Here is a 13007-nt window from a genome sequence, read left to right on the forward strand (position 1 = left end):
GCCGGTGTTCTGATGCGAATTATTTCTGTGGTTCCTTGCGGTCGCCCATCAGCTTTTTCAGCTCATTGAAAAAGCTTTCCACGTCTGCAAACTGACGGTAGACCGATGCAAAGCGAACATATGCCACTTCGTCGATCTTTTTCAGTTCCTGCATGGTCAGCTCACCGATGCGCACGCTGGGGATCTCACGGTCGTAGGAGCTGAGCAGCGTCTGCTCAATGCTGCTTACCGCACGCTCCAGCGATTCGTAGCTGACCGGCCGCTTGGCGCAGGCACGCACCATGGCGTTGAGCAGCTTCTGCCGGTCGAACGGCTCACGGGAGCTGTCCTTTTTGATGACCACAAGCGGAACAGTCTCCACGACCTCATAGGTCGTAAAGCGCATATGGCAGCTCAGGCATTCGCGGCGGCGGCGGATGCGCTCACTGTCTTCGGTGGGGCGGGAATCGATCACTTTGGATTCCTCGGCTCCGCAATAGGGACACTTCATGTTCTGTTCCTCCTGTCCGGTCTGACCGGGCTGTGTTTTTAGGCTTTGGTCTTGGGCTTGCGCTCACTCCACAGCACCCACGCAGAGGTGGAAACGCACAGCGAAGTGTACACGCCGCTGATCATGCCCATCATCAGCGGGAACGCAAAGGTAAAGATGCTGTCCAGACCATACAGCTTTGCCACGATGCACATAACGCCCAGCGCCATCACCGTGGTAATGGTGGTGATCAGGGTGCGGCGGGCGGACTGGTTCACCGAGTGGTTCACCAGCTCTTCAAAGGATGCCTTTTTGCCCATCAGGGTGCGGTTCTCGCGGATACGGTCGTAGACCACAACAGTATCGTTGATGGAGTAGCCAAGGATGGTAAGCATGGCGGCAATGAAGTTGCCATCCAGCGCGGTGCGCAGCAGCACAAAGGTGCCAAACACCACCATCAGGTCGTTCACAAGCGCCAGCACTGCCATCATGCCGCCGGTCAGGCCGCCGATGTTCTTGAAGCGCAGGGCGATGTACAGCAGGATCAGCACCAGTGCAAACACCACGGCAACCAGACTCTTCTGCAGGAACTTGGTGCCCATGGCAGCGCTGACGTTGCTCAGCGACAGCTGTTCAAAATTGTTGTCCGGGCAGCTTTCGTTCAGGCTGTCCAGCAGCTTAGCCACCTGCTCGGTAGTCACTGTTTCGGTACCGGGCATCGAGATTTTCAGGGTCTGGCCACCGGTAGCAACATTCTCGCCGGTCTGCAGGGTCAGGCCGTTATTCTCCAATGCAGAGGATGCAACCTTCTGCACATCCGACATGGTAAAGCTGCCCTCGTAGCTCAGGGTGATCATGGCACCGCCGGTGAACTCGGTATCCAGATGGACACCCAAAACCACAGCGCACAGCACGATGGCTGCCATCAGGCAGGAGGAGATCGTCAGGAAACGCTTGCGCAGGCCCACAAAGTCGATAGGCTTCTTCTCGGTTTTTTCCTTGCCGGGCTTTTCAGCGCCGTAAAGCCAAGGGTTGCGCAGAGCCTTGATGGATGCCGCACCGCGGATCATCACACGGGTAGCAAACACGCCAAACACAAAGTTCAGCAGCACGCCGGTGAGCAGCGTGTAACCGAAGGCATAAATAGTGCCTGCGGTGGAGGGGCCAAAGGCAAAGAACACAAAGTGGAGTGCCTTTGCAAACATGCCGTCCGAGGGGCCAAAGGCACCCATCAGCACGATGGCCACGATGACGATGGTCACGTTGCCGTCAACGATGGGGGTCAGGCCGCGGGCAAAACCGCTCTTGAGTGCGCCATCCAGCGACTTGCCGTTTTTCAGCTCTTCCTTGATGCGTTCTGCCGTGATAACATTGGCATCCACGCCCATGCCGATGGCAAGGATGATGCCTGCGATGCCGGGCAGGGTCATGGTAAAGCTTTCAAACACCGGGAAGTAACCGGAAACGAACGCCAGCGTTGCTGCCACCTGACCAGCCAGTGCAATACATGCAAGGAAGCCCGGCAGACGGTACAGCATCGTCATGAACACCACGATCAGTGCAAAGGCGATCAGGCCGGCCAGAACCATGGCGCTCAGGCTGTTCTCGCCCAGACTGGGGCTGACGGTGGAATAGCTGTCCACCGTCAGTGCAAAGGGCAGTGCGCCGGAGTTGATCTGGCGGGCCATCTTGACGACCTGCTCCTGCGTGAAAGGATTGGAAGCCGAGCTTGTAATGATGGCAGAGCCATCGGTAATAGCGGTGTTGACCGTGGCCGTGCTCACGTTTTCATCGTCCAGCCAGATGCTGATGGTGCCGCCCGATGCAGCCAGCTTTGTGGTAGCATCGCCAAATGCCTTGGCACCGTCATCGGTGAACTTCAAGGAGACGAAATATTCCGAAGCACCGCCATTGCTGACGGGGCCATACTGAGCTGCGGCGCTCTCGATCATGGAGCCGTCCAGGATCAGCTCACCGTCCACACTGCTTCCCTCGCGGAAGGTCAGATAGGCGGTGGTGCCGATCTCATCGATCGCAGCTTCCGGGTCAAAATCCGTCTCACCGGACTGCCACGGGAACTCCAGGATCAGGCTGTCGGAATTGTTGTCCACATACAGCTCATAGTCGGTCACGTTCAGCGCCACGAGACGGTTCTCAATGACGAGCTGGGCTGCTTCCAGCTGTTCTTCGGTAGCATCGTAGCCATCCGACGGCACAAAGGTGACGTTGACACCGCCCTTAATATCCACACCGAAGCGGATATCCTTTGCACCTTTGATGTAGGTCGTGGTCGTATCGCCGTACTTGGCATACACACCGAAGAACGCAGTATACACAAATACCACGATCAACAGCACTGTGGCGATCAGATGCCATGCTTTTCCTTTTGTTTTCATAAAATTCAGGGAACCTCCAAAAGCAGCAGTTCTTGCAGCTGCCGCCCGTATTCTAGTGCGGACCGCCTGCTCCGGCGGGCCTTATCATTTCCGCAAGGGGGCCGTCGTGCCGGCTTTCTTGCGACAAAACTCCCCTGACGGCCCAGACGGGCCGCACAGAGGAGATAAAATCAAAAAATGTTAGTCTGCCTTGTCAGCCAGCAGTTTTTCTGCCACAGCCAGACGCACACAGATGCACAGCAGTTCGGAAGCGGTTTCCACCTCGTCCAGACTGGGATAGGTGGGCGCAATGCGCAGGTGAGAATCCTCGGGGTCCTTGTGATAGGGATATGCAGAACCGGCACCGGTCAGGGTCAGGCCCGCATCCTTGCACAGACCCGCCACGCGCTTTGCACAGCCGGGCATCACATACAGGCTGATGAAGTAGCCGCCCTTGGGGTCCGTCCAGTGGGCAATATCCCCGCAGGGGATGAGGTTGTTCTTGAACGCGGTCTTGACGGCATCAAAGCAGGGCACCAGACGACGACGGTGCTTTGCCATGTGGGCCAGCACACCTTCCTTGTTCTTCAGGAAGCGGACGTGGCGCAGCTGGTTCATCTTGTCGTAGCTGATGATCATGACCGAGAAGCGCTTGCAGATATACTTCATGCTGCTCTCGCTGCAGGCAATGGCAGAGACACCTGCGCCCGGGAAGGTGATCTTGCTGGTGGAAGTGAACATGAACACACGGTTTTCGTTGCCGTACTTCTTGCTCTCGTTCAGCAGCACCGGAGTCTCAATGATCTCATCGGTCAGGTGATGGACGATATAGGCTTCATCCCAGAAGATTTTGAAATCAGGCGCAGCGGTCTTCATCTTGGCAAAACGCTCGATGGTCTCATCGCTGTAGGTGTAGCCATCGGGGTTGGAATACTGCGGCACACACCAGATGCCCTTGATGTCAGGATCCTCGGCCACCAGCTTTTCCACAATGTCCATATCCGGGCCATTGGGGGTCATAGGCACGCTGATCAGCTCAAAGCCAAACTCCTCGGTAATAGCAAAGTGACGGTCATAGCCGGGCACCGGGCAGAGGAACTTGCGCTTCTCCACCTGAGACCAGGGGCACGGAGACTCCGGGAAACCGAACACATAGCCGATATTGACGAGGTTATACATCAGCTGCAGGCTGGAGTTGCCGCCCACGAACACTTCCTCCGGCTTTACGCCAAAGACATCCGCAAACAGCACGCGGGCCTCCTGCAGGCCTTCCAGCTCGCCATAGTTGCGGGCATCCGTGCCAGCATCGGTGGTGTAATCGTTCATCTTCAGCAGGTCCATGGCCAGATCCATCTGGTGAGGGCCGGGCTTGCCGCGGGCCATATTCAGCTTGAGGCCCTTGGCCTGAAATTCCTTGTACTTTGCTTCAAGCGCTGCCTTTTCGGCAGTGAGTTCATCACGATTCATTGCAAGATAATTTGCCATTGAAAACACACTCCTTTATCGTACTTCCTGTTACCCATAGCGCCAGAGCGGCATTTTGCGGAGCATTCCTGCCAGGGAGCGTTCCCCATGCCATTCCAGACCTTAATATTATAGTACATTTTGCCCTCGGAAACAAGAATAATAAAGCAAAAAGCCCTGCCAAAAGCAAAAAGCTTTTGAAACAGAGCTTGAATGCCGGGTCTTTGCTCCCCTGCTGTACGCTAAAAGCGTCAGCTCAGAGCGACCTGATTTTTATAGCGCTTGCGCACCGCGCCGTATTCCAGATGTGCTTTGCCGCCTTCCACGGTATCTTCATCCACAGTTACGCGGATGATGGTAGCATCGGTGGGCACCTCGTACATGATGGGCAGCAGAATGCTTTCCATCACGCTGCGCAGGCCGCGGGCACCGGTCTTGCGCTCGATCGTCTTGCGGGCAATGGCGTGGAGTGCTTCATCCGTGAAGTTCAGTTCCACATTATCCATGCTCAGAAGTTCCTTATACTGCTTCACAAGGCTGTTGCGCGGCTCCTTGAGCACGCGAACCAGAGCGTCCTCGTCCAGATCGTCCAGCACGGTAATGACCGGCAGACGGCCGATCAGTTCCGGGATCAGGCCGAACTTGACCAGATCGTGGGGTTCCACCTTGCGCAGCAGAGCCTTCTCCGCTTCGCTGGAATTATCCTTCAGGCTGCTGCCGAAGCCCAGTGCGGACTTATCGGTGCGGCGCAGGATATACTTATCCAAGCCATCAAATGCACCGCCGCAGATGAACAGGATGTTGGTGGTGTCGATCTGGATGAACTCCTGCTGCGGGTGCTTGCGGCCGCCCTGCGGAGGAACATTGCTCACAGTGCCCTCCAAAATCTTCAGCAGGGCCTGCTGCACGCCCTCGCCGCCCACATCGCGGGTGATGGAGGGGTTCTCACTCTTGCGGGTGATCTTGTCGATCTCGTCGATATAGATAATACCGATCTGTGCCTTCTGCACATCAAAATCCGCTGCTTGGATCAACTTGAGCAGAATGTTCTCCACATCCTCGCCCACATAACCGGCTTCGGTCAGGGTGGTGGCATCGGCAATGGCGAAGGGAACGCCCAGCATTTTTGCCAGAGTCTGTGCCAGCAGGGTCTTGCCCACGCCGGAAGGACCCAGCAGCAGCACGTTGGACTTCTGCAGCTCCACATCGCTGCCCTTGCCGCTGAGGATGCGCTTGTAGTGGTTGTAGACCGAGACGGCCAGCACACGCTTTGCCTCGTCCTGACCGATCACATACTGATCCAGACCTTCCTTGATCTCGGCCGGGGTCAGGATGTTGATATCCAGATCGTCCGCAGGCTGGATGTGTGCACGGTTTGCACCGCGGGCCGGTCGGGCGCTTTTGGGCTGATCCGGCTTGTCGGAAAGCAGGTCGTGGCACAGGCCGATGCATTCGCTGCAGATATTGACACCGGGGCCGATGATCATACGCTCCACTTCGTCCTGATGCTTTCCGCAGAAGCTGCAGACCAGATCCTTTTCGTTTTTGTCTCTGCCGGAATTGTTATTTGCCATAGCTGTTTTTCCTTATCCTGGGTAAATTAAATGTCGGCGGCTCAGCGGTGGGCAATGACCTCATCGATCAGGCCGTATTCCTTTGCCTGCAGTGCGGACATATAGTTGTCGCGCTCGGTATCCAGCTGGATCTTTTCCAGCGGCTGGCCGGTGTACTCGCTGAGCATGCGGTTCATCTTATCGCGGATATACACCATGTGCTCGGCATGGATCTTGATATCGGTGGTCTGGCCGGAAAGGCCGCCGCCCTGCCCGCCGATCAGCGGCTGATGGATCAGAATTTCCGAGTTGGGCAGTGCAAAACGCTTCCCCTTGGTGCCGCTTGCCAGCAGGAAGGCACCCATGGAAGCTGCCATGCCCATGCAGATGGTGGAAACATCGCACTTGATATACTGCATGGTATCGTGGATGGCCATGCCGGCGCTGATGGAGCCGCCGGGGCTGTTGATATACAGGCTGATGTCCTTGTCCGGGTCCTGCCCTTCCAGATACAGCAGCTGTGCCACAACAAGGCTGGCGGAGGTATCGTTGACATCCTCGCTCAGAACGATGATGCGATCGTTCAAAAGGCGGGAGAAAATATCATAGGAACGCTCGCCATGGGACGACTGTTCCACAACGTAAGGAACAAAACTCATAAAGTTCGCCTCCTGAAATGGAATATAGTATTTGCAAAATTGACCGATACGGTTTCCCTGCCGGTTCTGCCGTATCGGTCAATTTTTACAACCTTTGATTGAAACCGTGCAGCATACTGCCCGCTTCAAAGGAACACAGGAGCTGATTACTCAGCGTCTGCAGCCTTCTCTTCCTCAGCAGCCTTCTCCACGATGTTTGCGTGGCTCTTGATGAAGTCGATGGCCTTGTTGATGGCCAGATCCTTCTTCAGGTCGTCAACATTGACCAGCTCACGAACCTTGTCCTCTTCCATCTTATACTGGTCAGCGATGCGCTTGATCTCAGCGGAAACTTCCTCCTCGGAAGCCTCGATGTTCTCAGCAGCAGCAACAGCCTCCAGAGCCAGACGGATCTTGACCTGCTTCTCAGCCTGCGGCATGAAGGAGGCGCGGAACTGCTCCATAGTCTGGCCCATATACTTCAGGTAGTCCTCGAGGCGCAGGCCCTGCTGCTCCACGCGGAATGCGAAGTCGTTGACCATCTCGTCCATGCGGGCATCATACATTGCCTGGGGGATCTCACCCTCCATGCTCTCGATGACCTGATCCACCAGAGCATTCTCAACAGCCAGATCGTCCTGCTTGTCCAGCTGCTCCTGATTGTTCTTGCGGATGGAAGCCTTGAACTCGTCCAGAGTGTCGTACTCAGAGCAATCCTTAGCCAGCTCGTCATCCAGAGCAGGCAGCTCCTTGTACTTCACTTCGTGCAGCTTGATCTTGAACACAGCAGCCTTGCCAGCCAGTTCGGCAGCCTGATACTCGGTGGGGAAGGTAACGTTCACGTCGAACTCTTCGCCAGCAGAGTGGCCCACGATCTGATCCTCAAAGCCGGGGATGAAGCTGCCGCTGCCCAGAGTCAGGCTGTAGTGCTCAGCCTTGCCGCCCTCGAAAGCCACGCCATCGACGAAGCCCTCGAAGTCGATATCAGCGATGTCGCCGTTCTCAGCAGCGCCCTCACGGGTCAGCTCACGGGCATTGCGCTCCTGCACACGCTTCAGCTCAGCTTCAACAGCCTCGTCAGAAACAGTATGGACAGTCTTTTCAACCGTCAGACCATTGTAGCTGCCAACTTTGACTTCGGGCTTGACAGCGACCTTGACGGTCAGGGTGACACCGTTGGTCTCATCAGCAGAGTCAACAGTGACCTCCGGACGGCCGACCGGCTCAACGCCAGCTTCCTTGACAGCAGCCTCGAAAGCCTCGGGGAACAGCTCATTGATGGCATCATAGGTAAAGACATCAGCGCCGTACATCTTCTCGATCAGAGCGCGGGGAGCCTTGCCCTTACGGAAGCCGGGAACAGCGTACTTCTTGCCTTCCTTCTTGAAAACATCGGCAACAGCCTTCTTGAAAGCCTCTGCGTCGATGGAGAACTGCAGTTCTGCCATGCTCTTCTCGAGCTTTTCACACTTGATGAAATTCATTTGTTTTTCCTCCACTCAAAAATTCTATTGCGCAGGGCAGGAAGTTTTTGCCCTTTGCAACCGCGCACTGCGTCCTGGATGAACTTGCTTTTGCAATATGCGGGGACGCGCGCGCTCAATTGGGTGCAACAATCGCGTCAAAAACTATTATAGCACGCTCCTGACACAATTGCCAGCCCAAATTGTTAATTTTTATTGGTTTTAACGGTTCAATTGATGCGGTACGGGCAAAAACGCAGCCCATCGGCACTGACCAGCTTATAGTGGATGCCATCCACATCGCCCTGCACCGCATAGCGGATGGCATTGCCGTGCAGATGGCCATAGTAGCAGGTCCTGATGCTGTATTCCTTTAAGGTGGCCACGATCTCCGGCGCACTGGTGCCGGTATACACCGGCGGATAGTGCAGGAACACCAGCTTTTCCAGCCCGGGTTCGGCGGCATCCAGACTCATGCGCAGCCGTCCGATCTCGCGGTTCATCACCTTTTCGTCGTGGGCCTCGCCTGCATCAAACAGCCAGCCGCGGGTACCGCACAGTGCATACCCCTCTACACTGTAGGAGTTGTTGTGCAGAATGTGCAGGGTATCAAAGCCTTCTGCTTTGAGGTAGGCATTCATCTTGTTCACGGTAGACCACCAGTAATCGTGGTTGCCCTTCATGATGATCTTCTGCCCGGGCAGGCTCTGCAGAAATTCAAAATCCTTACGGGTATCGGTCAGGCGCATGGCCCAGCTGATATCGCCCGCCAATACAATGGTATCCTCTGGTTTGATGAGCTTGCGCCAGTTTTTCTCAAGGCGCTCCACATAATCATTCCAGCCGGGAAAAATATCCATCGGCTTGGAAGCGCCCAGAGAAAGGTGGGTATCGCCAAGCACAAAAAGTGCCATGTTTTTTCTCCTGTTCTAAATGCAGCAGGATGTGTTATTCCTGATAGCCCAGCGCCACCTCGGCGATCTGCGCAGGATCGATCACGGTGTTAAAGCGCTCCGGCTTCTGGCGCAGCGCGGCAAGGCTTGCCGGTGCGGTATGCGCGGTAGCTGCTTCCAGCTGCTGCATTGCTTCAAAATCATTTTCTGGGGCGGTGCGGCCCAGTGCTTCCAGCACACTGCGCGGGAACTTGAAGGGAGACGCGGTGGACAGCACCACCATGGGCACGCCCTCGCGCTTTTTCTGCGCTGCCACATGGAACGCAACGGCGGTGTGGGTATCACACAGGTAATTGTCCTTCTCGTAGCGGACACGGATCTCCCCTGCCACTTCTTCCTCACTGCTCCAGCCGCAGGAGAAGTTCTCCTGAATGGCAGCCAGCGTCTCCGGACGCACAGTATAGCTTCCGGTCTCGGCAAGGCTCTTCATCAGGCCCGCCACCTCGGCATCACTGCCGGTGACATGGTACAGAAGGCGCTCGAGGTTCGAGGACACCAGAATGTCCATGCTGGGCGAGGTGGTCTTGAAGAACTCCCGCTTTGCGGTGTAGGTGCCGGTGGTGAGGAAATCGGTCAGCACGTTGTTCTCATTGGAAGCGCAGACCAGCTTGCCCACGGGCAGGCCCATGCGCTTTGCATAGTAGCCTGCCAGAATGTCGCCGAAGTTGCCGGTGGGTACGCAGAAGTCCACTTCATCACCGAAGGTGATCCTGCCCGCCTTGAGCAGCTGGGCATAGGCGGCAAAGTAATAGACGATCTGCGGCACCAGACGGCCCCAGTTGATGGAGTTGGCGCTGGACAGGCGGATGTTCCGCTTGGCAAGCTCTGCTGCAATGGCAGTGTCACCAAAGACCTTCTTCACGCCGGTCTGTGCATCATCAAAGTTGCCGCGCACAGCGTACACTGCCACGTTGGCACCCTCCTGCGTTGCCATCTGCAGGCGCTGGATCTCGCTGGTGCCGCCCGTGGGATAGAACACTGCGATCTCCACGCCCGGGATATCATGGTAGCCGTCCAGAGCTGCCTTGCCGGTATCGCCGCTGGTCGCCACAAGGATCAGGGTCTTTTCCGTGCGGCCCAGATTCTTTTTGGCTTCCACCAGAAGCTTCGGCATCAGCTGCAGAGCATAATCCTTGAATGCACAGGTAGGGCCATGCCACAGCTCTAAGGCATAGGTATCCCCTTCCACCGGGGCAAGATAGCCTGCCTTGTCGCCAAAGGCCTCTCCGTAGGTCTTGTGGGCAGCTTCGGTCAGGAAATCCTGCGAGTAGTCGGTCAGATATTCTTTGATGACGGCAGCTGCCATGGCCGGGTAGTCCAGCTCGCACAGTGCCTTCACATCCACCTGCGGAAAGCTTTCCGGTACAAACAGACCGCCCTCGTTGGACAGGCCCTGTGCGATTGCTTCCGAGGAAGTCACTTTGCGGTTTTGGTCTCTGGTACTAAAAAACTGCATTGTTGTCGCTCCTTTTTCGCCGTAGAACGTGCAAAGCACGCTCTTCTGCTGTGGCAGAGAAGCCCTCTGCCCGTACATTTTCCCACCGGGGCCGTTGCTTTACGTGAGAAAAGCGCCCCTTATAATATGTACCATCCAGCGCCCGCTGTCAAGAGGGAACACTTCTGCCACGTCAAATCGCACCGGTGCATCGCTCAGGCCGTTCTGCTGCAGATAATACTGTGCTGCACGGATCAGGCGGCGCTGTTTGGGCCGGTCCACCGCTTCTGCCGGGCTGGCCAGAGAGCCTTCCGCACGGGTCTTGACCTCACAGATGACAATGGTCCCATCCGGCTCCTGCACCACAACATCCAGCTCACCCATCCGGGTGTGGAAGTTGTGTGCCAGCAGCCTGCAGCCCTGCTTCTGATACCAGCGGGCCGCAGCAGCTTCTCCCCTGCGCCCTGTCTCGGCGCGGTTCACTTTCCGTTCTCCGACCAGTAGCCCTGCTTTTTGAGGAAGCTGCGGCGGTAGAACGGCTGGATGCCGTACTGGGCGATCAGCTCATAGTGGAGCTTGGTCGGGTAGCCCTTGTGCTTTGCCAGCTGATACTGCGGATACTGTCTGTCCAGTTCCAGCATATAGCGGTCACGGCTGACCTTGGCAAGGACGGATGCTGCGCCGATGCTGGCACTGGTGGCATCGCCCTTGACCACCGGCTGTGCCGGGACCAGCAGCCCTGCCGGGGTGCGGTTTCCATCCACGAGAACAAGGTTCGGCACGATGTCCAGCTCTTCCACAGCCTGCTTCATGCCGCCCATGGTGGCGTTGAGGATGTTGTCCCGGTCAATGATCTCCGGCCCCACAAAAACAATTTTGTAGGCCAACGCCTTTTCAATGATCTCATCAAACAGAGCTTCCCGCTTTTTCTCGGTAAGCTTTTTGGAGTCGTTGATGCCAAAGACCGGATTCTCCGGGTCCAGAATACAGGCCGCTACGCACACCGGGCCGCACAGAGGGCCGCGTCCGGCTTCGTCCACGCCTGCAAAGCAGCCATACTGACTGCGTACAGCGGCATCGTATTCATACAGCGGAGCCGAGATCTCCTCGTCGGAACGGTGCTTCATTCGTCATCCTCCTCGGCAAAATCAGCCAGATCATCCCGCTGCGGCGGACGCTCCAGCGAGATGCGGCCCCACTTGCAGGCGCGGAACTCGTCCACCAGCATAATGGCGCAGCGCTCGGTGTTCACCTCGCCGCCGCGCACCAGCAGACCGCGCTTGCGGCCGATGGCTTCCATCAGCTCGTAGGGCGGCAGGGCCAGCGTTTCGGCATCCAGCTTGTAGCGCTGGGCCACAAGGTCGGGGTAGTTGCGGCGCACCTCGTCCAGCAGGTTCATAGCCAGCTCTTCCACATCCAGAATATCATCCTTGATGGAGCCGATAAAGGCCAGATTGGACGCAATGGTCTTGGAGTCAAACTTCTTCCACAGTACGCCGGGCATATCCAGCAGATCAAATTTGTCGGTGCTGACCCACTGTTTGCCCTTGGTTACGCCCGGGCGGTCTGCCGCCTTGGCGCGGGCAGAGCCTGCAAAGGTGTTGATGAAGGTGGATTTGCCCACATTGGGGATGCCGCACAGCATCACCTGTGTTTTGGCACCGCCCATGCCGCGGTTCTGGCGGCGTTCCAGCAGGCCCGCCAGTTCTTTTTCAATGGCAGCCTTTACCGCATTGGCACCGCCCTTCTGCTTGGCGCTGATGGCCACACAGCCGGCATCTGCCGCACGGAAATACTTGATCCATTCTTCCGTTACAGCTGGGTCTGCCAGATCGGCCTTGTTCAGCGCGTATAGTTTCGGCTTTCGGGCCGTGATGCGCTCGATCTCCGGGTTCAGGCTGGAAAGCGGGATGCGGGCATCCAGCAGCACAAGGCTGGCATCCACGTGCTGGATCTCCTGCTCCATCATGCGCAGAGTCTTGGTCATGTGGCCCGGGAACCACTGAATATTGTACTGGTTTGCAAAGCGGGTATCCATTTCGTTCATTTTACCACCCCAAAATCTGTAAAGGGCATAAAGCACACAAGCACCTTGCCCAGAATGTCCCGTTCGTCAATGCAGCCCACATAGGTGGAACGGCTGTCCAGTGATTGGTTGCGGTTATCACCCATCACGAACACCGTGCCCTCCGGCACTGTGTACGGGAACTGTACATCGTAGCCAAGATAGGTTGGCTCTGCAATGTAGTCCTCCTGCAAGACCTCACCGTTCACCGCCACGGTGCCGGTCGCATAATCGATGGAGACCGTATCGCCGCCTTTGGCGATGACACGCTTGACCAGCGGTTTACCGTAGGAGGTATAACTGTCCACAATGACCACGTCACCACGCTGCGGTGTATAGCCTGCTCCCCACACGATGAGCTTATCACCGTTCACCAGTGTGGGCACCATGGAGCTGCCGTCCACCTGAATGATGCGGAAGAAAAACGAAAAGATCAGCACCAGCACCAGCGCTGCCGAGATCAATGCCTCGTACCATTCCAGCAGGTTCTGCCCACGCACGGGCTTTGCCTGTTCCTGTTTTTCCATATCCGGTACACCTCACCTTCTGGTTTTACACTGCTGACCCGATTATACCGCAGCCGACAGGCTCT

Annotated in this window: 12 protein-coding genes; all 12 read right to left on the reverse strand. The window is 56.7% G+C overall.

Annotated elements, in window-relative coordinates; all coding sequences use genetic code 11:
• Positions 1-19 precede the first annotated feature (19 nt).
• Complete coding sequence (gene nrdR / locus ACGHP1_RS08055) at positions 20-490, reverse strand: transcriptional regulator NrdR (protein WP_044953681.1); 471 nt, start codon at positions 488-490, stop codon at positions 20-22.
• Positions 491-528: 38 nt separating this feature from the next.
• Positions 529-2865: a protein translocase subunit SecF gene (gene secF / locus ACGHP1_RS08060; protein ID WP_390508886.1), complete on the reverse strand. Its 2337-nt coding sequence runs from the start codon at positions 2863-2865 to the stop codon at positions 529-531.
• 180 nt (positions 2866-3045) lie between these two features.
• Positions 3046-4329 (reverse strand): aminotransferase, encoded by a 1284-nt coding sequence (locus ACGHP1_RS08065; protein WP_005941939.1) that lies wholly within the window; start codon positions 4327-4329, stop codon positions 3046-3048.
• A gap of 230 nt (positions 4330-4559) precedes the next feature.
• Positions 4560-5882: an ATP-dependent Clp protease ATP-binding subunit ClpX gene (clpX, locus tag ACGHP1_RS08070; protein ID WP_390508889.1), complete on the reverse strand. Its 1323-nt coding sequence runs from the start codon at positions 5880-5882 to the stop codon at positions 4560-4562.
• Between the two features lie 41 nt (positions 5883-5923).
• Complete coding sequence (clpP, locus tag ACGHP1_RS08075; RefSeq protein ID WP_005941935.1) at positions 5924-6520, reverse strand: ATP-dependent Clp endopeptidase proteolytic subunit ClpP; 597 nt, start codon at positions 6518-6520, stop codon at positions 5924-5926.
• Positions 6521-6666: 146 nt separating this feature from the next.
• Positions 6667-7983, reverse strand: a complete 1317-nt coding sequence (tig, locus tag ACGHP1_RS08080) for a trigger factor (RefSeq protein ID WP_118527348.1) — start codon at positions 7981-7983, stop codon at positions 6667-6669.
• A gap of 209 nt (positions 7984-8192) precedes the next feature.
• Positions 8193-8876, reverse strand: a complete 684-nt coding sequence (locus tag ACGHP1_RS08085) for a metallophosphoesterase (RefSeq protein ID WP_005941928.1) — start codon at positions 8874-8876, stop codon at positions 8193-8195.
• A gap of 34 nt (positions 8877-8910) precedes the next feature.
• On the reverse strand, positions 8911-10371 hold the full coding sequence (thrC, locus tag ACGHP1_RS08090) for a threonine synthase (protein ID WP_390508892.1): 1461 nt from the start codon (positions 10369-10371) through the stop codon (positions 8911-8913).
• 99 nt (positions 10372-10470) lie between these two features.
• Positions 10471-10833 (reverse strand): YraN family protein, encoded by a 363-nt coding sequence (locus ACGHP1_RS08095; RefSeq protein WP_005941923.1) that lies wholly within the window; start codon positions 10831-10833, stop codon positions 10471-10473.
• Positions 10830-11477 carry a ribonuclease HII gene (locus ACGHP1_RS08100; RefSeq protein WP_390508894.1) on the reverse strand — a complete coding sequence of 216 codons (648 nt, stop codon included), beginning with the start codon at positions 11475-11477 and terminating at the stop codon, positions 10830-10832. Before ACGHP1_RS08100 ends, ACGHP1_RS08095 begins: the two co-directional genes overlap by 4 nt.
• Entirely contained in the window at positions 11474-12397 is a 924-nt protein-coding gene (gene ylqF, locus ACGHP1_RS08105) for a ribosome biogenesis GTPase YlqF (protein ID WP_005941918.1), read from the reverse strand. Before ylqF ends, ACGHP1_RS08100 begins: the two co-directional genes overlap by 4 nt.
• A complete protein-coding gene (gene lepB / locus ACGHP1_RS08110; protein ID WP_390508896.1) occupies positions 12394-12942 on the reverse strand; it encodes a signal peptidase I in 549 nt (182 codons plus the stop codon). Before lepB ends, ylqF begins: the two co-directional genes overlap by 4 nt.
• Positions 12943-13007 lie beyond the last annotated feature (65 nt).

The sequence above is a fragment of the Faecalibacterium sp. i21-0019-B1 genome (assembly GCF_042852915.1).
GTDB lineage: Bacteria > Bacillota > Clostridia > Oscillospirales > Ruminococcaceae > Faecalibacterium > Faecalibacterium taiwanense.